The sequence below is a fragment of the Flavobacterium sp. AED genome (assembly GCF_000812945.1).
GTDB lineage: Bacteria > Bacteroidota > Bacteroidia > Flavobacteriales > Flavobacteriaceae > Flavobacterium.
Window position 1 is genome coordinate 217,257 of record NZ_JSYM01000003.1, and the last position, 24,712, is coordinate 241,968.

A 24,712-nucleotide genomic window follows, 5' to 3' on the forward strand; every position below is an offset into this window, starting at 1 on the left:
ACTGAAATAAATTCTCCAATCTTACTCTAATTTCTTGCACTTTAAATACTATAAATCGATGGTTTAAATCGATTCAATAATTAGAAGAAAAAACATTTGTTACATTTTCAATATTTCAAAATAGCTTCCTATTCTTATTAAACAAAGATCGAATTGAGCGACTATATCGATTTCGTAAATAAAAAAAAGCGTACAGATTCCCTGCCTTTTTAAAGCTATCCAGTCTTTTAATCAAAATCGAATAGAGCAATTATCGACTTTACGATTAAAAAACATACTGAATTCACAACTACTATTCTTTCCTCTTTATCATTCCTAAACCGAATAGAGCAATTATCGATTTTATAATTAACAAAAAAAGTAGCATTTTTAACTCCTAAATAGTTATTCCAATTCCTTCTAAAATTGTTTGAAACAACTATTCCAACTTAATAATTAAATGAAAATCAGCTACATTTTCATTTTCTAAATCACTTACCCTTCGAGTAAAGTTTTAATTCATTTTACTAAATCGATTTAGCAAAATGATAAAAAAAACGAACTTTTCATTTTTTGCAATAAAATGAATAGCCCTAATCTAAATTATACAGATTCCCTTATGAGAAGCTTCCCTTTTTGAAGCACCTTCTCTATTACAAAATCCCTACTGTCTATCATTTGATCCATAAGCAACGCTACTGCTTTCACAGCTATAGCATCAATAGGTTGCTCAATAACAGATATTGATGGTGTATGTAATCTAAAACTATAATGATCATCAAAACTAATAACAGATAAATCTTTTGGTATTTCTAAATCCATTTTACGAAAAGCCTGTAATCCAGCAAGTCCCATATAGTTAGCTGAAAAAAGCACAGCATCAATCCCAGTATTCGTTTCAAAAAAATGAACTATGGCTGCAATTTTAGCATCTTCATTACTATGATATTCTAAATGAAGAATAAGGGATTCTTGGTAAAGTCCTGCCTCTTTCATCGCATCAACATAGCCCTTTTCCCTCAATTGCATCTGAATCATTCCTGATGTATTATTTACAAAAGCAATACTACGACGCCCTTTCTTTATAAGAAATTGTGTAGCGGAATAAGATCCCTCATAATTATCCATAACAACATGACTAACATTTTGCCCTGGAAAATACCTGTCAATCAATACCACAGGCTTTTTTAATTTAATCAGGTGATCGATACTTTTTTCCAATTTTTCTGTTGGAGTAATAATAAAGCCATCCACATTAGCCTGAAGAAGGCTTTGTATCAGTTCATCTGAACGATCATCATCATTACCGGTACTGCAATAAAAAACTCTATAACCCAGTTTTTTTGCCTCATCCTCAATTACCCTTGCCAAATCAGAAAAAAATTGATTCGAAATATCCTCCACAATAAGACCGATTGATCTTGTCTTTCCGGTACGTAGACTACTCGCAATCATATTAGGTCTGTACTGTAACTTTTCAGCAACTTCCTGTACCTTTTTAATAACAGCCTTACTAATGTTCATTTTCTCACCTTTATCGTTAAGGACAAAAGATACCGTAGAGATGGAAACCTTAGCTTCCATGGCAATATCTTTAATGGTGATTTTTTTCATTTAGCGTGTTAATTTTATATTAAACTGTTATTGATTATGTGACAAATATATATAAAAATAGTTACAAAATCGTTTTAGTAAATATTTTTTTAAAAGAATTCTTTTTATAAAGTTAATAAATCAGCAAATACACAGTATTTATGAATATATACAGAGATATCTTTATATCTGAATAATAAATAAATTCGCATTAAAATTAGACTCACAATTAATTTTAATTTGACAAAAAACAACTTTATTCAACTACGAATCGCTACTTATGAAATAAACACCTCTAAAAGGGACGCTTTTCCTTGGAGAACAAATGCATTCATGGCAGCTGGAATTAAAACCGTATCCCCTCTTTTATATTGTAATTTTGAATTGTTGTACTCAATTTCAAATGTTCCCTCTACACACATATATACCGTAAAGCTTTTCCCAGATTTAGAAACGGTAATTGCTCCATCTAACGGAATGAAATTAGTCGTGAAATAAGGACAGTCTACAACAGTATTGGATTCGTTTACCTTTTTAGTATATTCTTTTTGAGTCTCTACCACATTGTAGTTAATCGCATCCAAAGCCAAATCAACATGTAGTTCCCTAGTATTACCACTAGCATCAATCCGCTCAAAATCATACAATCGATACGTTATATCAGAAGTTTGCTGAATTTCAGCAACAACTAATCCCGCACCAATTGCGTGAACTGTTCCCGTTTCCAAAAAGAAAACATCTCCTGACTTTACTTTTACATCATCCAGAATAGAAAGTACCGTTTTATTTTTTAGATTTTCTAAATAGTCGTTTGCATTCGATTTTTCTTTAAAGCCAACAATTATTCGAGCATCATCATCAGCTTGCATAATGTACCACATCTCCGTTTTCCCAAAAGAATTATGACGCTTTTTGGCCAACTCATCATTAGGATGAACTTGTATGGACAAATCTTCACGGGCATCCAGATATTTAAAAAGCAACGGAAACTGTTTTCCAAACTGAGTATGAACCGCTATTCCCAAAATCTCATTAGGAAACTCATTAATAATATCAGTCAACGATTTCCCTTTCCAATCTCCATTAGCAATGACACTCACATCACCTTCTACAGTGGATAACTCCCAGCTTTCACCAGTTATTTTTGATGTAATTGGTTTATGAAGTACTGTTTTCAGTTTTTCACCGCCCCAAATTCTTTCTTTCAAAATAGGATCAAATTGTAATGGATAAAATTTCATTTTGCTTTTTTATATGATTATTTTTTTTCTAGTTAAATCAATTTTGCTAAATCGATTTAGCAAATATATAAAAATAGTTATAAATCAGAGAAACTGAATTCGAAATTTAAATATCATCAAAAAATAAATCATTTTAAGGTTCCATTTATTTCTTAAGAATTCCCAATAACAAAAAAACCCGAAGTAGCTACTTCGGGTTTTCTCCTATTAAAACAATTCGTTTATAATCGATAAACAAAAGGATTGACTACCATTTTATAATAGCACTCCCCCAAGTAAATCCGCTACCAAAAGCAGCCAAAACTACTGTATCTCCTGATTTTATTTTTCCTTTTTCCCAAGCTTCAGTCAAAGCAATTGGAATAGAAGCGGCAGTTGTATTGCCATATTTTTGAATATTATTATATACTTGTTCATCCGTAAGGTTGAATTTCTTTTGGATGAATTGGGAAATTCTCAAATTCGCCTGATGCGGAATTAACATATCAATATCCGAAACCTGCAAGTTATTCGCTTGCAAACCTTCATTTATTACCTCACTGAAACGAACTACAGCATTTTTAAACACAAATTGTCCATTCATATAAGGAAAATAACTTTCATCATCCGGATCATTATCGGCTAAAATATCCGTAACCCAGCGTCCTCCCATTCCTGGTGCTTTCACAATTAGCTCTTCGGCGTGTTGTCCTTCTGAATGCAAATGTGTGGATAAAATTCCTTTAGTCAAATCTTCTTCTCTGCTCAAAACGGCCGCTCCTGCTCCATCTCCAAAAATTACAGAAACACCTCTGCCTCGAGTCGTCATATCCAATCCGGTTGAATGCACTTCAGAACCAATTACCAAAACATTTTTATACATTCCCGTTTTGATATATTGATCAGCAACTGACAACGCATAAACAAAACCGGAACATTGATTTCTAACATCCAATGCACCTACAGTTCTAAGACCTAAATCACGTTGAACTAAAACTCCCGGTCCAGGAAAATAGTAATCAGGACTTAAGGTAGCAAAAACTACAAAATCAATGTCTTCTTTTGCAACACCGGAACGCTCAATCGCAATTTCAGCCGCTTTCACTCCCATCGAAGTTGTCGTATCTTCCCCGCGTATAATGTGTCTTCTTTCCTGAATACCCGTACGCTCCTGAATCCACTCATCATTCGTATCTATAATTTTAGACAAATCATCATTAGTAACTATATTGGAAGGAACGTAAAATCCTAATCCTGCAATTTTCGAATGGTACATATGTTTTATTATTTTATTAAAATCAAGGCTATAAATTTAAATATACTTTAAAATATTAGACCACAAATTACTACTTTTTTGGTAATATGCAATTATTTTTTCAGGAGCTATTTCCTGCTATACGCTGTATCTTTTATTCTCGTAAAAAAAAAGAATAAAAGGATGCCGCTTCTATCAGGGCTAGGGCATTTTGTTAAAAAACAAGATCAGTTTTTAGAAAAAAACTTAAAAAATTAATTTTGATACTAAAATAAAAAAACCGTCTCGATATATCGAGACGGTTTTTTTTAACCTTGAATTAAATTTAATGTTGCCTTTTTTTTTAATAAAAACAAAAAACCATCTAAGAGTATTAGATGGTTTTATTAAAGAGCCGGCGGAGGGACTCGAACCCACGACCTGCTGATTACAAATCAGCTGCTCTAGCCAACTGAGCTACGCTGGCGACTCATTACGGGTGCAAATATAAGTCTGAATTTCTATTTTCCAAAACAAATTCAAACTTTTTTTGCTTTTTTTTTCACTACAATTCGTTGATTTTAGCAATCAATTGATTAGCAGTTTGTTCCAATTCAACATTAATTTGTTTGAAGTGTGCTTTTTTATCTTCTACCTTTTTTGCGTTCACTTTAGTGATTAATGCGTCAAAAGCAGCGATAGCTTCGTCAATTAAATCATTAGTTTCTGTTGTTGGTTTTCCTGTTGTAGAAATTTCGAACAAGTAAACTGCTTCAATAATATCTCCTAAAACGTAGTTGATGTCTTTCTTTAAATTCTTAACGTTTGCCATTTTTATTTTTTTAAAATTTGAATTTTAATTTGCGTCTGCAAAAGTACACATAATCTTTCTATTACCGACTATGAAATGTAAATTTCTAAAATTGAAGCTTTTCCATTGAGAATGAATGCATTCATTGTAGCAGGAATCAAAATAGTATCTCCTTTTTTATATTGCAATTTTGAATTGTTAAACTCAATTTCAAATGTTCCTTCCACACTCATATAAACAGTAAAAGTTTTTCCGGATTTAGATACCGTAATTTTATCTTCTAGCGGAATGAAATTAGTCGTAAAATAAGGACAATCTACTATAGCATCGACTGCGCAAAAATTATAAGGCGGCAGGTAATCTATGATACTAATTTTTTAATGGTTTCAAGTGCTTTAGACATGTGCTTAGTAGCCAAGACACTATCAAAAATCATTTGAATAATTCCATTTTTATCTACTACATAGGTCACTCTTCCTGGAAGTAAACCAAGGATTCGAGAGTGAACACCAAAAAGCTTTTTGATTTTTTTATCAGGGTCTGACAAAAGAAGAAAAGGCAATTTATAATGTTTGGTAAATTCTTGATGGGAAGCTACACTATCGCTGCTAATACCAATTACTTCAGCTCCTAAATCTTTGAAATCTTCATATTCATCTCTAAAACTACAGGCTTGGGCGGTACAACCCGGAGTATTATCTTTTGGATAAAAGTATATGACAAGAGGTTTCAATCCAACTATATTTTGACTGTCAAAATCATTGCCGTTCGTATCTTTTGCTTTAAAATTCGGGATTTTATCTCCCACTTTTAAGTCCATTATTCCCCTTTATAGGTTACAAAATTTCGAGGTGTTTCATAAAGAACAACTTCCAATTCAAATTCTGGTTTGACTTTTTTTCTGATTTTATTCCAAATAACTACTACAATATTTTCGGCAGTAGGATTTAAATCTTGAAACTCTGCAACATCAAGATTAAGATTTTTATGATCAAATTGATCCTCAACTTCTTCTTTGATGATTTCGCTCAGGAATTTCACATCCATGACAAATCCAGTTTCGGGATCAATTTTCCCCGTTACACTAACAATCAATTCATAGTTATGTCCGTGATAATTAGGATTATTGCATTTGCCAAAAACTGCATCATTTTGTTCGAAAGTCCAGTCTTTTCTATACAATCTATGTGCCGCATTAAAATGGGCTTTTCGTGAAATAGTAACTTTCATATTAATTTAGGGTATTTATCTTCAGCTACGCTCAGAATTACAATTAAATTTTAATTTATTCAGATACTGCAGTCTGAAATTTCACAACTGTAACCTTATATTTTATGTTCTTCCAGGAAGTGATAAAACTCGTCGAAAATTATTTTAAACCAAACGGTATATAGTTCGGGATTAATTTCCATGTCAACTCTTACATCTTCAATTGTCATCCATTTCCAATCTTCAACTTCCTCTCTATTTATTTCCGGACTATCGCTGTAATACCCTATCATCACATGATCTAATTCATGCTCGGTCAATCCATTGTCAAAAGGGGCTTTGTATATAAAATGAAAAAGCTCTTTGAGTTCTGTTTTAAAACCCATTTCTTCAAATAATCTACGACTTCCAGCTTGAATATTGGACTCTCCTTCCCGTTGATGACTGCAGCAGGTATTCGTCCATAACAAAGGAGAATGGTATTTTTGATGGGCTCGCTGCTGTAACATCAATTCGTTTTTACTGTTTAAAATAAAAACAGAAAACGCACGATGTAAAACTGCTTTTTCATGTGCTTCTAACTTAGGCATCAGCCCTATTTGCTCATCATTTTCGTTAACTAATATTACGTTTTCTTCTTTCATAGGTATTTTTAGCATTACAAAAATACAAAAAAGAAAATTATCGAATAGGGCTTTAACGTTCTGTTTCGATTTGTTGAAGCGGAATAACTTTGGGCAATCCAAATAAAACACAAAGTCATCAATTTAAATATTCTTTTGTATTTTTATATTCAAATACAAATATCACAATGCACGACATCACAATCCGAAAAGCACATCCTGACGATTTAAAGAAACTCCTTGAATTTGAACAAGGAATTATTATAGCCGAACGTCCTTTTGACCCCACTTTAAAAGAAGGAAAAATCCATTATTATGACATTGAGAAAATGATTTCGGCATCTCATATTGAAGTATTGGTAGCCGAAAGTGATTCGGAAATAATTGGTTCCGGATATGCACGATTAGAAGACGCGAAGCCTTATTTGAATCATGAAACCTATGCCTATTTAGGATTCATGTACACAGATCCCAATCACAGAGGAAAAGGAGTGAATTCCAGAATTATCGAAGCACTCAAAGATTGGTGTCGTTCTAAGGACATATTCGAACTCCGATTAGATGTATACAATGATAATACTCCAGCAATTAAAGCCTATGAAAAAGTAGGATTCAAAAAACACTTGATAAATATGCGAATGGGTTTGTAGTATTACACTTTTATTAATTACAAATCCAAAAGTGATTTTTTTTCGTAAATAACAATAGTTAAAACTTACTTAAATCGCTATTAATTTGTAAAGTAGGCGACATATAATGATTCTAAACCGCTTTACATTTGTAGTATAAAAACAAAATTATGAAAACAACAACCCGTTTTTTAAGCGTATTATTTTTACTCCAACTATTCATGTTTACAGCCTGTGGGCAAAATACAAGCAAACTAAACAATACTAAAAAAACTACTAGTATGGAAAATCCAATCAATAAACCCGGAAATCCGTATTATTCCAATACGGATACGACAAAACTGAACCTTACGGATGCCGAATGGAAAAAAGTATTACCCGAAGATGTCTATGAAGTAATGCGACATGCAGATACTGAAAGACCGTTTACAGGAAAATACTGGAACACGGATGAAAAAGGAACGTATTATTGTGCTGCTTGTGGCAACAAATTATTCCGCTCTGGTGCAAAATTTGCCAGCAGTTGCGGTTGGCCCAGTTTTTTTGAGCAAGACAATAAAAACAGCGTGGTTTATAAAACTGATAATTCCCTTGGAATGGAAAGAACCGAAGCCCTTTGCGGTAGATGTGGTGGCCATTTAGGACATCTTTTTGATGATGGACCCGCACCTACCGGAAAAAGATATTGCATGAATTCGATAGCACTTGACTTTATACCTGATACTAAATAATATGAAAAATCTATTTTTGATTTGTTTACTGACATCATTAAGTATGTTAGCACAAAATAATGTTGCCCAAAAAGCCCCAAAACAATCCAATTTCGAAACCATCACTTTAGCAGGCGGTTGTTACTGGTGTGTAGAAGCCGTTTATGAAAATCTCAACGGAGTAAAATCAGCAGTATCAGGATTTGCAGGCGGTAAAATGATGAATCCATCGTATGAGGATGTTTCCACCGGAAGAACTGGTTATGCCGAAGCGGTACAAATTACCTACGATAAAAATGTAACGAATCTAGACGAAATTTTCAAAGTTTTCTTTAGTGTGCATGACCCTACAACCTTAAATCGCCAGGGCGCTGATGCAGGAACACAATACCGGTCTGCTATTTTCTACAAAAATGAAGAACAAAAAACTGCGGCGCAAGCGATTATCAATGCCTTAAAAAAAGTTAAAGTATATGACAGTCCTATAGTAACAACATTGGAACCGCTAACCAAATTTTACAAAGCTGAAGATTACCATCAAAATTATTATGCAAATAATAAAAGCCAACCGTATTGTCAAATGGTGATTCAACCCAAAATAGAAAAATTTGAAAAGCTATTTAAAGATCGATTGAAAAAGAAAAAATAGAAATTATGACAAAACCGCCTCCTTATAAAGAGGCGGTTTTTTTATCTCTATAAAGAAATAATCCTACGCAACACCTTGATTTTCTGCTCTAAATTTCATATATTTATACTGATTATTCAACAATTTAAATAATCTATCATGTATAACGGACATCACTTTTGGGGAATGCATATGTTATGGTGGGTATTCTGGATCGTCATTTTAATATGGGTATTTGTAACTCCTTATGGCATCCCAGGTCAGCGAACAAAAAACGATACTCCACTGGATATTCTAAAAAAAAGATTCGCCAAAGGAGAAATTACGCAAGAAGAATTTGACGAAAAAAAGAAATTTCTTGATCAGAATTAACAACAATCTTTTCCTCATATACATTTCACACACTCCAACTAGCAATCAAAAAACTCCATGTTATATTTGATTTGGCTAGCTTTTGCGACAAAAGATTTAAACAAAAAAGGCTTTCAAACCCTTCAAGCTTATTTTTCAGAAAGACAGGAAAATAAGGAACTTCAATTGGAGACATCTTTACTTGAAAAGATAAAAGTAATATTTATATTCAAAAGGGAATTATTATATAAACCCGTTGGTTGCAATTAGTTTTTGATACTAATTTTCTAGTTCTCGATATAATTTTCTTCCCGAAGCTTCGGGAGAAAATCACTCGAACTAACGTTTTGAATAATTACACCAAACTGGTTAAGTATATTTATATAGCTATGCTAAAAAAATTATAATTCACGTTCTTTGCATACGCTAATGAGTACATAAAACTTAAAAAATGAAAGCACTTACTTTTTCAACATTTGGCAATTCAGATGTTTTAGAATATATTGAAATTCCAACTCCAACATTAAAACAAGAGGAAATACTGATTGAAATGAAAGCCATCGGTTTAAATTTTGCAGATGTTTACAGACGAAAAGGAAATTATCATCTAAAAGGAAACCCTCCCTTTATTGCGGGTTATGAAGGTTCTGGAGTGATTGTAGACACAAACAATAATCCTGATTTTAAAATTGGGGACCGAGTTGCATTTGCTGATGTTCCTTTTGCAAATGCTGATTTTGTGTCTGTTCCCGTTTCGAATGTGATACCGTTACCGGAAACCATTTCTTTTGAAACAGCTGCAACGATACTGTTACAAGGATTAACAGCACATTATTTAGCCACAGACAGTCACAAAACTAAAATTGGAGAAACAGTCCTTATTCATGCTTCGGCAGGAGGAGTGGGACAATTTCTGACACAAATCAGTAAATTATTAGGAGCCAAAGTAATTGGTTTGACCTCATCAAAAGAAAAAGCGGAGATTGCACTACAAAATGGTGCCGATAAAGTATTCCTATACTCCGAAGATTGGAAATCACAGGTTTTATCTTTTTGTCCAAACGGAGTAGATGTGGTTTATGACAGTATCGGCAGTACTTTAAGTGATAGTTTTGAAGTGACTAAAAATCGTGGGCAAGTAGTCTTTTTTGGTATGGCCGGTGGCGATCCAGATTTTGTCAATCCAAGAATGTTGATGGACACATCCAAAACATTGACTGGCGGTGACTTATGGAGTTATTTAACTACTAAAGAAGAGCGCATTAAAAGAGCGCATCAATTATTTGATTGGATTAATAGCAATCAAATTACTATTGCTGCACCAACTGTTTTCAAACTTTCTGAAGGCAAGAAAGCACATGATTATTTGGAAAGCAGAAAAAGTACTGGAAAAATCATATTGATTCCTTGACGCATTTTGTACAGTCGAACACAGTCGGAGACACAATACTTTATCTCGACTACACTCGATGAGACACAACTACTGCTTTTTCAGTAAGAAAACAACATACCATTTAGACCTCGATTAATTTTTCGAGGTTTTTTATTTATTCAAAATTGCCCCAATCATCAACGCACATTTCTCGCCATCAATAGCTGCAGAAATAATTCCGCCGGCATAACCCGCTCCTTCTCCACAAGGATACAACCCTTTTATTTGCACATGCTCATAAGTCAATGGATCTCTAGGAATACGTACTGGTGATGAAGTACGGCTTTCTGGCGCATGAAGTACCGCTTCATTAGTCAAATAACCGCGCATGGATTTACCGAATTCAGAAAACCCTTCTCGCAATATCTGCGTTAAAAATCCAGGAAAAACCTGCCCCATTTCTACTGAAGTCGTTCCGGGAACATAAGACGTTTTCGGAATATCCGATGAAACTTTATTTTGGGTAAAATCAATCATGCGTTGTGCAGGAACTTTTTGGGTTTCACCAGCCAAATGCCAGGCGCGTTGTTCAATGCTTTTTTGGAATTCCAATCCAGCCAAAGCACCAAATTTAGCAAACGGTTTAAAATCTTCGAGTTTTAATTCGATTACAATTCCGGAATTGGCAGTAGCCTGATCCCTTTTGGATGGAGACCAACCATTCGTAACCACTTCACCCGGACTCGTCGCACAAGGCGCAATAACACCACCAGGGCACATACAAAACGAATACATTCCCCTGCCTCCTACTTGTTTTACAATAGAATAAGGTGCCGGAGGTAAATGTTCGCCACGATAATCGCAACTGTATTGAATGCTGTCAATTAAGGATTGTGGATGCTCGGCTCTTACGCCCAAGGCAAAAGATTTGGCTTCAATAAAAATTTCCTTTCTGTCCAATAATTCAAAAATATCACGGGCAGAATGTCCAGTGGCCAAAATGAGTTTGTTAGCAAGAATCGTATCTCCTTTTTGAGTGACGATACCTTGCACTTCATTGTTTTTTACTAAAATATCAGTCAATCGGGTTTCAAACAAAACCTGTCCACCGCATTCGATGATTTTCTCTCGAATATCCTGAATAATTTGAGGCAATTTATTCGTTCCAATATGCGGATGCGCTTCAATCAAAATATCTTCTGAAGCACCAAAAGCGACAAATAACTCCAGAATTCTCGTTACATCGCCACGTTTTTTGGAACGCGTATATAATTTCCCATCTGAATAGGTTCCTGCACCGCCTTCACCAAAACAATAATTAGAATCTTCATTGACAAGATGATCTACATTGATGGCTTTCAAATCCCTACGTCTGCCACGTACATCTTTTCCTCGCTCAACAACTATAGGCTTCAAACCCAATTCTATCAATTGCAATGCAGCAAAAAGTCCAGCAGGTCCTGCACCTACAACAATTACTTCGGGAGCTGAAGAAATATTTTTATAATTGGGAAGTTGGATTTTATGCTCTTTAAAAGATTCTCCTTTCAAATAAACAGCCACTTTCAAATTGATTTTTATCGCTTTTTGACGCGCATCAATAGAGCGTTTTAAAATAGAAACATGCTGAATTTCATCTGCAGAAACTTTAATTTGTTTCGACAAATGGTCTTTTAGCAACGATTCATTCGCAGCAATTTCCGGAGTTACTTGTAATAATAGTTCTTGAGGCATTTTATCTTATTTAATCATTGTTTTGTTGATTCGTTTATTCGAAAAACAAAAACAAAGTACAAAAATAGTATTTTGAAGTGGAATTAGTGATTCAATAAAGAATCCATTTTCAAATTTTCAAATTAGCTCATTTTCAAATTAGACTTTGTAACTTTGCCTCTTTGAGTCTATGAACCTTTGTACCTGATAAAAAATGTCTAGAAAAATAAAATTGATTTGGGATTTCCGTGGACCTGCAGCTGCAAAAACGGCGGAGCATCACGAAATTCATTTGAGAGAATATATCGCTATTGAAAAATTTGACTTAAATATCACCGGTTTTGAAATTCATGGTGAAATGCAAGCCATTGCTTTTATGGTAGTAACCGATGAAAACATGATTCAGGTAAGAGATGCTTTGAAACCGCATCGAGGAGAACTTTTTTAGTTTACAGTTTGCAGTGATGAGTATTCGGATAGCAAAAATTCCTGAACACTGATTACTGCAAACTGATTACTTTCTAATTTGCCACTTCGCTGATAAACTTAATCCGCATCAGTCGCAATTCATCAATATCATAATCGCCTTCAAATTCTTTGAGTGCAGCTTCTATATTATCGGATTCGGATTCCATAAAATAATCATGAATTTCTTCTTGTTGATCATCGTCAAGCATATCGTCAATCCAATATTTTATGTTTAACTTGGTTCCGGAATAAACAATTTGCTCCATTTCTTTGATTAAATCATCCATCTTTAACCCTTTTGCGGAAGCAATGTCATCAAGAGATAATTTTCTGTCGATATTTTGAATGATGTAGAGTTTATTTACTGAATTGACTCCGGTGGATTTAACCACTAAATCTTCTGGACGAATAATATCGTTATCTTCTACATATCTACTAATTAATTCGAGAAATGCCGCACCGTATTTCTTGGCTTTTCCTTCTCCAACACCATGAATATTAATCAATTCTTCTTGGGAAATCGGATATTTCAAAGCCATATCTTCGAGCGATGGATCTTGAAAAACCACAAAGGGAGGAACACCTAATTTCTTGGCAACTTTTTTACGTAAATCCCGTAACATGCCCATCAATAATTCATCGGCAGTTCCTGTAGATTTTGCCGCAGTAACAATAGCTTCATCTTCGGATTCATTATATTCATGATCTTCAGACATCATAAAGGATTCGCGGTTTTTAATAAAATGCAATCCTTTCTCGGTAATTTTTACGATTCCGTAGGTTTCTATGTCTTTCGACAAAAGTCCGGCAACTAGAACTTGCCGCAATAAGGCCATCCAATATTTCTCGTCATGATCTGAACCACATCCAAAAAAAGACTGGGTATCCGTTCGATGTGCTTTGATAACTGCATTGACACGGCCAATTAACGTAAAAACAACTTCTTTTGATTTGTACAAATGCTTCGTATCCCGCACTACTTCCAAGAGTTTCACCACTTGATCTATGGCCTCCACTTTTGTTTTTGGATTTCTGACATTATCATCCATATCAGCACCTTCTCCATTGACATCATCAAATTCCTCTCCGAAATAATGAAGCAGAAATTTCCTTCTGGACATCGAAGTTTCAGCATAAGCCACCACTTCTTGTAATAAGGCAAAACCTATTTCCTGTTCAGCAACGGGTTTCCCCGACATGAATTTTTCTAATTTCTCCACATCTTTATAGGAATAATAAGCAAGACAATGGCCTTCGCCACCGTCACGACCTGCGCGACCCGTTTCCTGATAGTAACTTTCCAATGATTTAGGAATATCGTGGTGAATCACAAAACGAACATCCGGCTTGTCAATTCCCATTCCAAAAGCAATAGTTGCCACCACCACATCAACATCTTCCATAAGAAACATATCCTGATGTTTAGCTCGGGTTTTAGCATCCAATCCAGCATGATAAGGAACGGCACTTATTCCGTTTACTTGTAAAACTTCGGCAATAGCCTCCACTTTTTTACGGCTTAAACAATAAATAATTCCTGATTTTCCTTTGTGCTGTTTGATAAACCGGATAATATCCGATTCAATATTTTTAGTTTTGGTGCGTACTTCGTAATATAAATTAGGTCTGTTGAACGATGCTTTGAAAGTGGTAGCATCAGTCATATCTAAATTTTTCAGAATATCTTCCTGCACTTTTGGTGTAGCTGTAGCGGTCAAGCCAATGATAGGCATATCGCCTAATTGCTTGATGATGTGTTTTAAGTTTCTGTATTCAGGTCTAAAATCGTGCCCCCACTCTGAAATGCAATGCGCTTCATCAATAGCCACAAATGAAATGGGTACTGTTTGAAGAAACGCTACATACTCTTCTTTTGTCAAGGATTCCGGGGCAACATATAACAATTTGGTTAAACCGGAAGTAATATCCTTTTTAACTTGAGCAATTTCCGTTTTGGTAAGGGAAGAGTTTAAAACGTGGGCAACCCCATTTTCAGAAGATAAACTTCGAATGGCATCAACTTGATTTTTCATCAAAGCAATTAAAGGCGAAACTACGATTGCAGTTCCCTCTTGAATTAAAGCAGGCAATTGGTAACAGAGTGACTTCCCTCCTCCAGTAGGCATAATCACAAATGTGTTTTGCTTATTAAGGAGGCTTTTAATGACTTGTTCTTGTAATCCTTTAAATTGGCTGAAGCCAAAATATTTTTTTAATTCTTTGTGGATATCAATTTCGTTTGAATTCATTCTTGATTATGTGGTATTTTGTATAAATTTGCATCACATAAAGATACTAAATTCTTTTAAACATACAAATTTTAACCATTCTGTTTTGATAACAAAAGAAAATATATTGGCTAGCGCCAAAAAAACTATTTTATCTGAAAGTGAAGCAATTGCTAAACTAACTGAATATCTTGATAAAAACTTCATTGAAGCTACTCAAAGTATCTACAACTCCAAAGGGAGATTAGTGGTCACAGGTATAGGGAAAAGCGCCATTATTGCTCAAAAAATGGTAGCTACTTTTAATTCTACCGGAACACCTTCCCTATTCCTTCATGCCTCAGAAGCAATTCACGGCGATTTAGGAATGATCCAAAACGAAGATATAATTATCTGCATTTCAAAAAGTGGCAACAGCCCGGAAATAAAAGTTTTAGTCCCGCTTTTAAAACGTTTTGGCAATACCTTGATTGCAATCACAGGAAATATGACCTCTTTTCTTGCTAAGGGCTCTGATTTTGTTTTGAACACTACAGTAGATGCAGAGGCTTGTCCTAACAATTTGGCTCCTACCAATAGTACAACAGCACAATTAGTCATGGGCGATGCTATTGCGGTTTGCCTTATGGAAATGCGCGATTTTAAACCAGAAGATTTTGCCGTGTACCATCCCGGTGGTGCTTTAGGTAAAAAACTATTGTTGCGTGTGAAAGACATGCTCGAACATACTTTGAAACCAATGGTTACTCCTGATGCCTCTATAAAGAAAGTAATTTTCGAAATTTCAGAGAAACGACTTGGTGTAACAGCCGTTGTAGATGAAGACAGAGTAATTGGAATTATTACCGACGGCGACATTCGAAGAATGCTAAATGACCGTGATTCATTTGCTGACTTGACCGCCAAAGACATCATGACTAAAAACCCAAAATTAATAGCATCTACAGCTATGGTTGTTGACGCATTGAATATTCTGGAAGACTTTTCCATTACACAATTAGTGGTGGTAGACAATGGCGAGTACAAAGGCGTATTACATTTACACGATATTTTAAAAGAAGGAATAGTATAATGGCGAAGAAAAACTTAAACGAAATGTCGTTTTTAGATCATCTTGAAGAATTAAGATGGTTATTGGTTCGAAGTACAATGGCAGTAATAATAATGGCTTTTCTTACGTATTTCATAAGTGATTACCTATTTGACATCATCATATTTGGACCTACAAGACCAACCTTTATAACCTATACTTTTTTTTGTGATTTATCGCATGCCTTAGGTTTTGCCGATAGTATTTGCATCACAGAAATGCCTTTTATAATACAAAATACAGAAATGGAAGGCCAGGTAAACATGTTTGTATGGATGTGTCTTTTGGCCGGTTTCATCTTAAGTTTTCCTTATATTCTATTTGAAATATGGAAATTTATAAGTCCTGCTTTGTATGAAAAAGAAAGAAAAAATGCTAAAATATTTATATTCATTTCCTCACTACTTTTCTTTTTAGGCGTTTTATTTGGCTACTATGTAGTGATTCCAATGTCAGTCAATTTCTTGGCTACATTTACGGTAAGTGACATTGTAAAGAACCAATTTACTTTGGATTCCTATTTAGGTATGGTAAAAACATCAGTATTAGCAAGTGGAATATTTTTTGAAATGCCAATAATCATCTATTTCTTAACAAAACTAGGTCTGGTAACACCCACTTTTTTAAGAAAATACTGGAAATATGCCGTAATCATAATACTTATTGTTGCTGCGATTGTTACCCCGCCTGATGTGGTTAGTCAAACCATTGTTGCTATCCCTATGTTATTAATCTATGAATTAAGCATCTTAATTTCAAAACTAGTAGTAAGAAATCAAAAAAAAGCTAATGGCTGATATAATACAAGAATTCAACGAATACCGTTCTAAAATGAACGAGAAATTATTGGCAGACAACAACAAAATTGTAAAGCGTATTTTCAATTTGGATACCAATGCGTATGCCGCAGGAGCCTTAGATGTTAAAACAAAAGAGTTGCTGGGATTAGTGGCTTCGGCAGTTTTACGTTGTGATGATTGCGTAAAATACCATTTGGAAACCAGCTACAAAGAAGGGGTGACCAAAGAAGAAATGATGGAAGCAATGGGAATTGCCACGCTTGTTGGCGGAACTATTGTTGTACCTCATTTGCGCAGAGCATACGAATTCTGGGAAGCATTGGAAGAAACCGCTGTGAAATAATTGTTAAGAAGCAAAATCGTTTAATTGTTTATTCGTTTATTTGAACGATTAAACAGTTAAACAATCAAACGATTAAACTAAAAAAAAATGAAATTAAGAGCCGAAAATCTTATAAAAACCTATAAAGGTCGTAGTGTTGTAAAAGGCATTTCGGTAGAAGTGAATCAAGGCGAAATCGTAGGGCTTTTGGGACCTAACGGTGCTGGAAAAACAACTTCGTTTTATATGATTGTAGGATTGGTTAAACCAAATTCAGGCAATATATTTCTGGATGATTTGAATATCACCGATTATCCTATGTACAAAAGAGCACAGCAGGGAATTGGTTATTTAGCGCAAGAAGCTTCCGTTTTTAGAAAATTAAGTATCGAAGACAATATACTGAGCGTCCTTCAATTGACAAAATTATCCAAAGCCGAACAAGAAGCCAAAATGGAAAGTTTAATCGAAGAATTCAGCCTAGAACACATTCGAACCAATCGCGGTGATTTACTTTCTGGTGGAGAACGCCGTCGTACTGAAATTGCACGTTGTCTTGCTACCGACCCAAAATTCATATTACTAGATGAACCTTTCGCTGGTGTCGATCCGGTTGCCGTTGAAGATATTCAACGAATTGTCGCGCAATTAAAAAATAAAAATATCGGCATTCTTATTACCGACCACAATGTTCAGGAAACTCTGGCAATCACGGACAAAACCTATCTTATGTTTGAAGGAGGAATCCTAAAAGCGGGTATTCCGGAAGAATTAGTGGAAGATGAAATGGTACGAAGAGTGTATTTAGGTCAAAATTTCGAGTTGAGAAAGAAGAAATTGGAGTTTTAAAAAGTGGTCCGTTTTTGAGTGATCAGAGGCTTGGTTATAAAATTACTATTTCATCATTTTTTATTTAGCCTGAAATTCACAAAAATGAAAAATCAAGACAACCCAAGTCAAGAGACATTAGAGAAATGGAGTAAAGATCCCGACAACTGGATTTGGGGAATATTTTATTACAACAAAGAAGACAAACGCATTTTACCTCCTAAAAAAAATGCTTCGATAGGAAACACCATAAACTTTGCAAATCGCAAATCAATACTTTTTATGATTGGAGCGCTGTTATTTTTTGCTTTTGTAATCTTTTCTATCTTGAAAAATAAATAATTACTCCACAGTAATATACCGCAACTGTTCTAGATCACCATTGTAAATATTGACATCAACATTTCCTTTTATTCCTGGTACGGAGGCTTTCTCCGTAAACTGCCAGAACAACCATTTTCAGAAACTAACAACATATAAAAAAAAATCTATATCTTTGTTTTTATGTATTTAATAACCCAAAATAAAGAAATAATCAAAAAATTATGTGAAACACATAATGTTGAAAAATTATATCTTTTTGGTTCAGCTACTACAACAAAATTTAATGAAGAAAGTGATATAGATTTTTTAGTGAAATTTAAATCTTTTGATCTTAAACTATACTTTATAAATTATATTGATCTTAAAAATAAACTCAAAAATTTACTGCACAGAGAAATTGATTTAGTGGAACAGCAAACTTTAAAAAACCCCTATTTAATTAGTTCCATTGAAGAAAATAAAGAATTAATTTATGGATAAAAAAATCCTAAAATGGCTTTACGATGTTAAAGTATCAATTTGAGATAAACAGTTATTTCATTGATGAAAGAATGGATTTTTTTGAATACAGAAAAAACTTAATGCGAAAAAGAGCTGTAGAAAGAAATCTTGAAATAATTGGAGAAGCCATAAATCGAATATTAAAAACTGATAATTCTTATACCTCAAAAATTACTGATGCTGCTGCAATAGTTGGATTAAGAAACCAAGTTATTCATGCTTATGATAACATATCAGACGAAACTATTTGGGCAATAATCACCAATCATTTACCAAAATTAAAAATCGAAATCGATAAATTATTGAAAGGCAACTAAAAGCCTTAAACTACTAACATTTCTTAATCTGAAGCCTAATTACTGCAAACAGTACCAGACCTGAATACTCCGACTGAAAAATAAATAATTACTCCACAGTAATATACCGCAACTGTTCTAGATCACCATTGTAAATATTGACATCAACATTTCCTTTTATCCCTGGTACGGAGGCTTTCTCCGTAAACTGCCAGAACAACCAATCGTCATCTATTTCTTCTCTGTAAAAATTATAATTGGCAATCCAAAAAAGATAATTACTAAATTCATCTTTCAAAAAATCATCGTAATATTTCTCCCCGGTATAGATAATCGGTTTTACTCCATAATGCAATTCAATCGCTTTCAGCCATCGTTTCAATCCAACTTTCAAACTATCGAGAGACTGATTTTTTGGTAGTTTTTCAATATCTAAAATAGGTGGCAAATCCCCTTTTTGTAGCCTCACTGTTTTTATAAAAAGTGCCGCTTGCTCAAGTGAATTTTCATTAGGACGGTAATAATGATAAGCGCCCCGAATCATTTTATTGTCTTTGGCGCCAAGCCAATTCCGATTAAACTGACGATCTTTCCTGTCCTTTCCTACCGTGGCTCGAATAAATACAAAATGTAAGGGATATTTTTTTTCTAAAGTGTCTACATAAGACCAACTGATTTTTCCTTGATATTCAGAAACATCTAAACCGATGCTTTTCCCTTCTTGTTTTTCTAAAACCTGAAAATTTCGAACATCGGAAATACGCTTGCTCTCGGCTGCTTCGCTGAGCATTTTATTCGATTTAAAACTAAAATAATAAGCTAAACCATTTCGATAATGATACCCAACTCCAAGAACCAGTAAGATAAAAAAAGCAATAATAGAAAAACGCACGAGCTTCCCAGAGAAAATTGAGACTTTCTTTTTGGGTTTACGAGTTGTAGTCGTTTGTCTTCGGACCGGCTTTCTTTTCATTCAAAAAATTACTTTTTTAGCCATTTATTAGTCACTACTGACAGCAAAACATAAAAAATAATCAGCAACGGAATTCCTAAATACTGGAAGAAAACTAACAACATAAGTGACAGTAATAGAAAGATAATCTGAAGTGCATTATCCTTGAAACTAAACTTTTTAATTTTTAATGAAAACAATGGAATTTCAGCATTCAGTATATAAGCACTTAATAAAGTTACCACTAATAAAACCCATTTCTCTGTCAAAATTTCAAAAACCATTAATGAATCCGCAGAATAATAATCTAAAACTAGACGAAGACTTAATATAAAAAGGGCATTTGCAGGAGTTGGTAATCCTATAAAAGAATCGGTTTGACGAGTATCTATATTAAATTTTGCTAAACGAAAACAGGATCCCAAAGTAATGATAAAACCTAAATAAGGAAAGAATTGAAGATAACCTTCACTCATAGCAGCAGAACTGCTACTCATCATTTTAAACATTACAAATCCAGGAACAACACCACTTGTAACCATATCTGCAAGGGAATCCAGTTGCAATCCCAAAGGCCCAGAGACTTTAAACAAGCGGGCAAAAAAACCATCAAAAAAATCTAAAAAAATCCCTAGACAAACAAAAAAGAATGCCATTTCAAATTGATCTTTACTCACAAATACCAAAGCAATACAACCACAAAAAAGGTTGAGTAATGTAATGAGATTAGGGATATGCTTTTTAATATTCATAGTTCTAAAGTTTAGTGATGCAAAGTTGGCAAATTTAGCATAATAAGTGACGGAGAAGTACGTTTTTTAATAGAGATTTTTCAACAACGGTTTCATGTTTGTATATATTTATACAAAGGAAGAAATAACCTCAGTAAAAAATTATATTTTTGATAAAAATTAAACAAACGTTCTGTTTGTAAAAATAATACTATTGAAAAAAGGCTACTTATTGCTTTTGCTTTTGGTTTGTACCGTAAATCACAGTCAGGCCGTCAGGAAATACTCGAATGAGTTTATGAATATCGGCGTGGATGCGGCAGCCTTAGGTATGTCGAATACTGTAGTGGCTTCTACCAGCGATGTCAATTCAGGGTATTGGAATCCTGCAGGACTTATTCATCTGGAAGACCATCAGGTATCCCTGATGCATGCCAACTATTTTGCCAATATTGCACAATATGATTATGCTGCTTATGCTAGTCCTATAGATGACCGCAGCGCTTGGGGGATTTCTTTAATTCGTTTTGGCGTGGATGATATTTTAAATACTACTGAATTAATAGACAGTCAGGGCAATATTGACTACAACCGAATCAGCCTTTTTTCTACGGCCGATTATGGTTTTACTTTTTCGTATGCCAGAAAGCTTCCTGTTCCCGGATTTCAGTATGGCGTAAATGCCAAAGTAATCCGTCGCATTATCGGAAAATTTGCCAGTTCTTGGGGATTTGGATTTGATGTTGGATTACAATTCGAAAAAAACGACTGGCAATTTGGAATCATGGTCCGTGACATAACCACTACCTATAACGTATGGAATATTGATGAAGCCGAGTATAAAAAAATTGCCAATGCCATTCCTGGAGAAAATCAGGAATTACCTGAAAGCACAGAAATTACCGCTCCAAAAGCACAACTGGGAATAGCAAAAAAGTTCATCATTCATTACGATTATAGTATTATGGCTGCAGCCAATATGAACATGCGGTTTGCCAAAACTAACGACGCGTTTTCAACTAATTTTATAAGTATTGATCCTGCGGTAGGACTGGAATTTGGCTACACCGATTTGGTCTTCTTGCGTGCTGGCGTTGGGAACTTCCAAAAAGTACAACAACTGGACAGTACCGAAAAAGTAGGATTTCAACCCAATATTGGATTGGGCTTTAAATACAAAGGCATCCAAATTGATTATGCACTAACCGATTTAGGCAATCAAAGTACCGCTTTGTATTCGAATATTTTTTCGGTGAAAGTAGATTTAGGTTTGTTTCGAAATTAATTATATTTATTTAATCATCAAGTCAATGAATTTCTCTTTATTAAAAAAAATTTCTTTTTTCATCATATTATTTATTACCATAAACCAAAGTTTTGGTCAAAACCTTTTGTTGTCAAAAGAGGCGAAAGTGAGCGTACTTACTTGCGGTACAGGGAACGAATCGTATTCTTTGTTTGGACATACTGCTATTCGCATCAATGATCCCTACAACAATATTGACGTAGTGTATAACTATGGAGCTTTCGACTTCAACACGCCTAATTTTGTTTTGAAATTCATAAAAGGAGACTTACAGTATTTTGCAGTAGCGCATCCCTATGCCGATTTCATCAATGAATACAATTATGAAAAAAGATCAGTTTACGAACAGGAATTGAATATTCCGGACAATCTCAAACAAAAATTATTTGATAACCTGAATACTTCCTTAGCTTCAGGAGACAGCCATTATACGTATAAATTTATTGATAAAAACTGTACGTCAATGGTAGTTGACATCATCAATAAAACACTAGGCACTAATGCTATAGTAAAAAATACCGATACTGATATCACCTATAGAACCATACTGTATCCGTATTTTGACAATCACTTTTATGAAAAATTAGGCACCAGCATTATCTTCGGAAAAAAAGTGGATGGCTTGGGTACCCAGATTTTTTTACCTTTTGAATTACAAAAAAGCCTTAAAAAAGTGTCTTTCCAGAACCATCCTCTCGCTCCCGAAAACAAAACGATAATCGAATTTGAAAAAGAAGTTTCCAGTTCTTGGTGGAACAATTGTTATACTTACTTAATTCTTCTGGGATTCGTTGTACTGATCAATAAGAAAAGCATCAATCTATTTTACCTTACTATTATGGGACTATTGGGATTCTTCTTCGTGTTTGTGGGATTTTATTCGTACCATTTAGAATTAGGATACAATTACAACATTTTGCTATTCAATCCTACTTTATTGGGACTGCTTTATTTATACGCAACAAAAAACAAAAAGGGAATTTACAATCTGGCTATATTCAACATCTTTTCGTTACTGATTTACTTAGTCATTCTAATTGACAAAGCACATTTATTACTTGTACTCCCTTTGGTAATTACAAGCATGATAATTTTAGTAAAATTGGCAATTCAGAATAAAAAACGCATTCCAATAATTATTTAAAATACAACGCTACATTATAAATAATACATTGCTACTGCCCTCTATAAAACAACACAGTGGTAATTGTTTTAAAAGCAATATTTAAATCTAAGAAGATACTTCTATGTTTGATATAATACAGGTCATATTGTAGTTTTATCAAACTGTCTTCAATAGTGGCACCGTAGGAATAATTGACTTGTGCCCAACCCGTTAGACCAGGTTTAATAATATGCCGTGTTTCGTAAAAAGGCATTATTTCGGCTATTTCTTTAACAAAAAAGGGGCGTTCTGGTCTCGGGCCTATAACAGCCATGTCGCCTTTTAGAATATTTATAAATTGAGGAAATTCATCGATTCTGGTTTTTCTCAAAAATTTCCCGAATGCCGTTACTCTGGAATCTTGTGTAGCGGCAAAAACAGCTCCATTGGATTCGGCATTGGTAATCATAGTCCTGAATTTTAAGATTTCAAAAATAACTCCATCTTTACCTACACGTTCTTGGGTATAAAACAGTTTCCCTCTGTTTCCTATAGCATTTCCAATAACTATCAATGGAAATAGGATCAGACCAATGGACAATCCGAGAACCGAAGTAGCTATTTCTAAAAATCGGACACTCAATAAATACAACTTATTATGATTGCTGCGACTAAAAGGGAAGAACCTATAAAAATCTCTGGCGATATAATGAACCGGAATGCGTTGCGTTTTACTTTCGTACACTTGTGTATACTCCCTAATAATACTTCCAGACTCTAATAAATGAAGCAATTGCTGGTACAATTCCGCAGTAATTCCTTCTGTCTTTTGGGAAGCTATCACAATTTCAGATATAGAATTTTCTTTGACGAAAGAAAATAATTCTACTCTTTTTATGTTGGGCACATAGTGATATTCCGATATTTCGTCTTCAACAGCATCAGCATGGACAAAGCCTATTATTTTATAATGCGGATCTATATTTTCTAATCCTAAAATCAACTCCTCCACCTGTTCTTTATCACAGATCAAAATGGCATTTTGAAAAAATCGATTGGAAGCTAAAAAAGTAACATAAAACAGGCGCCATAAAACCAAAGCAAGAAAAACGACAAAATAAAACAATAGGATTTCAATTCTTTTAGAAGGCAATTCCGGAGAAAAAACGGGAGTCAATAAATACACTAAAACGGTCGTTGAGACAGTAAGAATAGCACTTCGCAAAACCTGAAATTGATTACTGGCCACTTGAAGGTTATAAATTTCAAAAATAGTTCCAAAAAGATTCAGGTAAACAGCCAAAACGACAGCCCTCGAAAAATCAGTAGTGGAAAAAGTAAAATAATCAAAATCGAAAATCTTGCCTATCACAAACAAGGCACTCAAAACAAAAAACACATCAAAAAGACGAAGAATCATTTTCCGCTCTGAGATTTCAAAATGCATTTTGTCTACTGAAAACATGGGTGGTATTTAGGATTATTGCCGCAATTTAGGGCTTTTGCCGCAAACTAAATTTAAGATATGTTAATTTTTTTAACAAAATTTTCTTTTTAACAGATTTATTTAATAACATACTCCAAATAATTAAAAAAGGACGCAAAATTATATAGAGAACCGCTTCTTAAAACTACTTCCGTCAGGTTGCGTATTTCTTTTTTGTTTACCCCTTACCCTAAAAGGAGCAA

General features: G+C 34.2%; 28 protein-coding genes, 1 tRNA gene and 1 pseudogene. 15 read left to right on the top strand and 15 right to left on the bottom strand.

From position 1 onward, the window contains the following. Positions 1-582: 582 nt before the first annotated feature. The 9 genes from OA85_RS12470 to idi all read right to left on the bottom strand — a co-directional run bounded on the left by OA85_RS12470 (position 583) and on the right by idi (position 6,690). Positions 583-1,593, bottom strand: a complete 1,011-nt coding sequence (locus tag OA85_RS12470) for a LacI family DNA-binding transcriptional regulator (RefSeq protein WP_039110112.1) — start codon at positions 1,591-1,593, stop codon at positions 583-585. Between the two features lie 257 nt (positions 1,594-1,850). Then, positions 1,851-2,813: a type I phosphomannose isomerase catalytic subunit gene (locus OA85_RS12475; protein ID WP_039110113.1), complete on the bottom strand. Its 963-nt coding sequence runs from the start codon at positions 2,811-2,813 to the stop codon at positions 1,851-1,853. A gap of 247 nt (positions 2,814-3,060) precedes the next feature. Next, positions 3,061-4,068: a 3-oxoacyl-ACP synthase III family protein gene (locus OA85_RS12480; protein ID WP_039110114.1), complete on the bottom strand. Its 1,008-nt coding sequence runs from the start codon at positions 4,066-4,068 to the stop codon at positions 3,061-3,063. A 371-nt stretch (positions 4,069-4,439) separates the two neighbouring features. Continuing rightward, a tRNA-Thr gene (locus OA85_RS12485) sits at positions 4,440-4,513 on the bottom strand. Between the two features lie 78 nt (positions 4,514-4,591). Then, on the bottom strand, positions 4,592-4,858 hold the full coding sequence (locus tag OA85_RS12490; RefSeq protein WP_029286506.1) for a hypothetical protein: 267 nt from the start codon (positions 4,856-4,858) through the stop codon (positions 4,592-4,594). A 68-nt stretch (positions 4,859-4,926) separates the two neighbouring features. Further along, positions 4,927-5,211 (bottom strand): hypothetical protein, encoded by a 285-nt coding sequence (locus OA85_RS17775; protein WP_369699888.1) that lies wholly within the window; start codon positions 5,209-5,211, stop codon positions 4,927-4,929. Then, the gene (locus tag OA85_RS12495; RefSeq protein ID WP_039110115.1) at positions 5,199-5,657 is read right to left on the bottom strand and encodes a peroxiredoxin; all 459 of its coding nucleotides are present in this window, start codon (positions 5,655-5,657) and stop codon (positions 5,199-5,201) included. The genes OA85_RS17775 and OA85_RS12495 overlap by 13 nt, the downstream gene beginning before the upstream one ends. Next, entirely contained in the window at positions 5,657-6,067 is a 411-nt protein-coding gene (locus OA85_RS12500) for a 6-carboxytetrahydropterin synthase (RefSeq protein WP_039110116.1), read from the bottom strand. Before OA85_RS12500 ends, OA85_RS12495 begins: the two co-directional genes overlap by 1 nt. A gap of 95 nt (positions 6,068-6,162) precedes the next feature. Next, positions 6,163-6,690, bottom strand: coding sequence for an isopentenyl-diphosphate Delta-isomerase (gene idi / locus OA85_RS12505; RefSeq protein WP_039110317.1), 528 nt, complete (start codon positions 6,688-6,690; stop codon positions 6,163-6,165). Positions 6,691-6,857: 167 nt separating this feature from the next. Here idi and OA85_RS12510 point away from each other — a divergent pair, with 167 nt between their 5' ends. The 5 genes from OA85_RS12510 to OA85_RS12535 all read left to right on the top strand — a co-directional run bounded on the left by OA85_RS12510 (position 6,858) and on the right by OA85_RS12535 (position 10,398). After that, positions 6,858-7,319, top strand: a complete 462-nt coding sequence (locus tag OA85_RS12510) for a GNAT family N-acetyltransferase (protein WP_039110318.1) — start codon at positions 6,858-6,860, stop codon at positions 7,317-7,319. A gap of 149 nt (positions 7,320-7,468) precedes the next feature. Continuing rightward, positions 7,469-8,029, top strand: coding sequence for a peptide-methionine (R)-S-oxide reductase MsrB (gene msrB / locus OA85_RS12515; protein WP_039110117.1), 561 nt, complete (start codon positions 7,469-7,471; stop codon positions 8,027-8,029). A 1-nt stretch (position 8,030) separates the two neighbouring features. Next, positions 8,031-8,657 carry a peptide-methionine (S)-S-oxide reductase MsrA gene (msrA, locus tag OA85_RS12520; RefSeq protein WP_039110118.1) on the top strand — a complete coding sequence of 209 codons (627 nt, stop codon included), beginning with the start codon at positions 8,031-8,033 and terminating at the stop codon, positions 8,655-8,657. Between the two features lie 138 nt (positions 8,658-8,795). Beyond that, a complete protein-coding gene (locus OA85_RS12525) occupies positions 8,796-9,008 on the top strand; it encodes an SHOCT domain-containing protein (RefSeq protein WP_039110119.1) in 213 nt (70 codons plus the stop codon). A gap of 430 nt (positions 9,009-9,438) precedes the next feature. Continuing rightward, positions 9,439-10,398, top strand: coding sequence for a quinone oxidoreductase (locus tag OA85_RS12535; RefSeq protein ID WP_039110123.1), 960 nt, complete (start codon positions 9,439-9,441; stop codon positions 10,396-10,398). Positions 10,399-10,530: 132 nt separating this feature from the next. Here the strand turns inward: OA85_RS12535 and OA85_RS12540 are convergent, their stop codons facing one another. Next, positions 10,531-12,093: an NAD(P)/FAD-dependent oxidoreductase gene (locus tag OA85_RS12540; RefSeq protein ID WP_039110124.1), complete on the bottom strand. Its 1,563-nt coding sequence runs from the start codon at positions 12,091-12,093 to the stop codon at positions 10,531-10,533. Positions 12,094-12,286: 193 nt separating this feature from the next. Between OA85_RS12540 and OA85_RS12545 the strand changes: the two genes are divergently transcribed. Then, positions 12,287-12,520 carry a hypothetical protein gene (locus OA85_RS12545; protein ID WP_039110125.1) on the top strand — a complete coding sequence of 78 codons (234 nt, stop codon included), beginning with the start codon at positions 12,287-12,289 and terminating at the stop codon, positions 12,518-12,520. A gap of 73 nt (positions 12,521-12,593) precedes the next feature. Here the strand turns inward: OA85_RS12545 and recQ are convergent, their stop codons facing one another. Continuing rightward, positions 12,594-14,789, bottom strand: coding sequence for a DNA helicase RecQ (gene recQ / locus OA85_RS12550; protein ID WP_039110126.1), 2,196 nt, complete (start codon positions 14,787-14,789; stop codon positions 12,594-12,596). An 85-nt stretch (positions 14,790-14,874) separates the two neighbouring features. Between recQ and OA85_RS12555 the strand changes: the two genes are divergently transcribed. From OA85_RS12555 to OA85_RS12575, 5 genes are all read left to right on the top strand, one after another. Further along, on the top strand, positions 14,875-15,840 hold the full coding sequence (locus OA85_RS12555; RefSeq protein ID WP_039110319.1) for an SIS domain-containing protein: 966 nt from the start codon (positions 14,875-14,877) through the stop codon (positions 15,838-15,840). Then, complete coding sequence (tatC, locus tag OA85_RS12560) at positions 15,840-16,655, top strand: twin-arginine translocase subunit TatC (protein ID WP_039110127.1); 816 nt, start codon at positions 15,840-15,842, stop codon at positions 16,653-16,655. Before OA85_RS12555 ends, tatC begins: the two co-directional genes overlap by 1 nt. Then, positions 16,648-17,001 carry a carboxymuconolactone decarboxylase family protein gene (locus OA85_RS12565; protein ID WP_039110128.1) on the top strand — a complete coding sequence of 118 codons (354 nt, stop codon included), beginning with the start codon at positions 16,648-16,650 and terminating at the stop codon, positions 16,999-17,001. Before tatC ends, OA85_RS12565 begins: the two co-directional genes overlap by 8 nt. A gap of 87 nt (positions 17,002-17,088) precedes the next feature. Then, positions 17,089-17,829 carry an LPS export ABC transporter ATP-binding protein gene (gene lptB, locus OA85_RS12570; RefSeq protein ID WP_035667905.1) on the top strand — a complete coding sequence of 247 codons (741 nt, stop codon included), beginning with the start codon at positions 17,089-17,091 and terminating at the stop codon, positions 17,827-17,829. An 84-nt stretch (positions 17,830-17,913) separates the two neighbouring features. Next, entirely contained in the window at positions 17,914-18,150 is a 237-nt protein-coding gene (locus OA85_RS12575; protein WP_039110129.1) for a hypothetical protein, read from the top strand. Here OA85_RS12575 and OA85_RS17630 read toward each other — a convergent pair. After that, positions 18,151-18,264 (bottom strand): annotated as a pseudogene (locus OA85_RS17630) (glycoside hydrolase family 25 protein); the annotation flags it as partial. It lies immediately after the preceding gene. 48 nt (positions 18,265-18,312) lie between these two features. Here OA85_RS17630 and OA85_RS12580 point away from each other — a divergent pair. Next, positions 18,313-18,612 (top strand): nucleotidyltransferase family protein, encoded by a 300-nt coding sequence (locus OA85_RS12580; RefSeq protein ID WP_039110130.1) that lies wholly within the window; start codon positions 18,313-18,315, stop codon positions 18,610-18,612. 23 nt (positions 18,613-18,635) lie between these two features. After that, the gene (locus OA85_RS12585) at positions 18,636-18,950 is read left to right on the top strand and encodes a DUF86 domain-containing protein (protein ID WP_369699886.1); all 315 of its coding nucleotides are present in this window, start codon (positions 18,636-18,638) and stop codon (positions 18,948-18,950) included. 88 nt (positions 18,951-19,038) lie between these two features. On the opposite strand, the gene OA85_RS12590 is transcribed toward OA85_RS12585, so the two are convergent. Continuing rightward, on the bottom strand, positions 19,039-19,902 hold the full coding sequence (locus OA85_RS12590; RefSeq protein ID WP_039110131.1) for a glycoside hydrolase family 25 protein: 864 nt from the start codon (positions 19,900-19,902) through the stop codon (positions 19,039-19,041). Between the two features lie 8 nt (positions 19,903-19,910). After that, the gene (locus tag OA85_RS12595) at positions 19,911-20,633 is read right to left on the bottom strand and encodes a phosphatidylcholine/phosphatidylserine synthase (RefSeq protein WP_039110132.1); all 723 of its coding nucleotides are present in this window, start codon (positions 20,631-20,633) and stop codon (positions 19,911-19,913) included. A gap of 277 nt (positions 20,634-20,910) precedes the next feature. Between OA85_RS12595 and OA85_RS12600 the strand changes: the two genes are divergently transcribed. Beyond that, positions 20,911-21,897, top strand: a complete 987-nt coding sequence (locus tag OA85_RS12600) for a PorV/PorQ family protein (RefSeq protein ID WP_039110321.1) — start codon at positions 20,911-20,913, stop codon at positions 21,895-21,897. Between the two features lie 25 nt (positions 21,898-21,922). Next, on the top strand, positions 21,923-23,062 hold the full coding sequence (locus tag OA85_RS12605; protein ID WP_039110133.1) for a DUF4105 domain-containing protein: 1,140 nt from the start codon (positions 21,923-21,925) through the stop codon (positions 23,060-23,062). Between the two features lie 31 nt (positions 23,063-23,093). On the opposite strand, the gene OA85_RS12610 is transcribed toward OA85_RS12605, so the two are convergent. Continuing rightward, positions 23,094-24,488: an exopolysaccharide biosynthesis polyprenyl glycosylphosphotransferase gene (locus tag OA85_RS12610; RefSeq protein ID WP_039110134.1), complete on the bottom strand. Its 1,395-nt coding sequence runs from the start codon at positions 24,486-24,488 to the stop codon at positions 23,094-23,096. Positions 24,489-24,712 lie beyond the last annotated feature (224 nt).

Coding starts and splice junctions, on each gene's coding strand:
- OA85_RS12470 (WP_039110112.1), bottom strand. CDS start 1,593: ATGAAAAAAATCACCATTAAAGATATTGCCATGGAAGCTAAGGTTTCC.
- OA85_RS12475 (WP_039110113.1), bottom strand. CDS start 2,813: ATGAAATTTTATCCATTACAATTTGATCCTATTTTGAAAGAAAGAATT.
- OA85_RS12480 (WP_039110114.1), bottom strand. CDS start 4,068: ATGTACCATTCGAAAATTGCAGGATTAGGATTTTACGTTCCTTCCAAT.
- OA85_RS12490 (WP_029286506.1), bottom strand. CDS start 4,858: ATGGCAAACGTTAAGAATTTAAAGAAAGACATCAACTACGTTTTAGGA.
- OA85_RS12495 (WP_039110115.1), bottom strand. CDS start 5,657: ATGGACTTAAAAGTGGGAGATAAAATCCCGAATTTTAAAGCAAAAGAT.
- OA85_RS12500 (WP_039110116.1), bottom strand. CDS start 6,067: ATGAAAGTTACTATTTCACGAAAAGCCCATTTTAATGCGGCACATAGA.
- idi (WP_039110317.1), bottom strand. CDS start 6,690: ATGAAAGAAGAAAACGTAATATTAGTTAACGAAAATGATGAGCAAATA.
- OA85_RS12510 (WP_039110318.1), top strand. CDS start 6,858: ATGCACGACATCACAATCCGAAAAGCACATCCTGACGATTTAAAGAAA.
- msrB (WP_039110117.1), top strand. CDS start 7,469: ATGAAAACAACAACCCGTTTTTTAAGCGTATTATTTTTACTCCAACTA.
- msrA (WP_039110118.1), top strand. CDS start 8,031: ATGAAAAATCTATTTTTGATTTGTTTACTGACATCATTAAGTATGTTA.
- OA85_RS12525 (WP_039110119.1), top strand. CDS start 8,796: ATGTATAACGGACATCACTTTTGGGGAATGCATATGTTATGGTGGGTA.
- OA85_RS12535 (WP_039110123.1), top strand. CDS start 9,439: ATGAAAGCACTTACTTTTTCAACATTTGGCAATTCAGATGTTTTAGAA.
- OA85_RS12540 (WP_039110124.1), bottom strand. CDS start 12,093: ATGCCTCAAGAACTATTATTACAAGTAACTCCGGAAATTGCTGCGAAT.
- OA85_RS12545 (WP_039110125.1), top strand. CDS start 12,287: ATGTCTAGAAAAATAAAATTGATTTGGGATTTCCGTGGACCTGCAGCT.
- recQ (WP_039110126.1), bottom strand. CDS start 14,789: ATGAATTCAAACGAAATTGATATCCACAAAGAATTAAAAAAATATTTT.
- tatC (WP_039110127.1), top strand. CDS start 15,840: ATGGCGAAGAAAAACTTAAACGAAATGTCGTTTTTAGATCATCTTGAA.
- OA85_RS12565 (WP_039110128.1), top strand. CDS start 16,648: ATGGCTGATATAATACAAGAATTCAACGAATACCGTTCTAAAATGAAC.
- lptB (WP_035667905.1), top strand. CDS start 17,089: ATGAAATTAAGAGCCGAAAATCTTATAAAAACCTATAAAGGTCGTAGT.
- OA85_RS12575 (WP_039110129.1), top strand. CDS start 17,914: ATGAAAAATCAAGACAACCCAAGTCAAGAGACATTAGAGAAATGGAGT.
- OA85_RS12580 (WP_039110130.1), top strand. CDS start 18,313: ATGTATTTAATAACCCAAAATAAAGAAATAATCAAAAAATTATGTGAA.
- OA85_RS12585 (WP_369699886.1), top strand. CDS start 18,636: ATGTTAAAGTATCAATTTGAGATAAACAGTTATTTCATTGATGAAAGA.
- OA85_RS12590 (WP_039110131.1), bottom strand. CDS start 19,902: ATGAAAAGAAAGCCGGTCCGAAGACAAACGACTACAACTCGTAAACCC.
- OA85_RS12595 (WP_039110132.1), bottom strand. CDS start 20,633: ATGAATATTAAAAAGCATATCCCTAATCTCATTACATTACTCAACCTT.
- OA85_RS12600 (WP_039110321.1), top strand. CDS start 20,911: ATGAATATCGGCGTGGATGCGGCAGCCTTAGGTATGTCGAATACTGTA.
- OA85_RS12605 (WP_039110133.1), top strand. CDS start 21,923: ATGAATTTCTCTTTATTAAAAAAAATTTCTTTTTTCATCATATTATTT.
- OA85_RS12610 (WP_039110134.1), bottom strand. CDS start 24,488: ATGTTTTCAGTAGACAAAATGCATTTTGAAATCTCAGAGCGGAAAATG.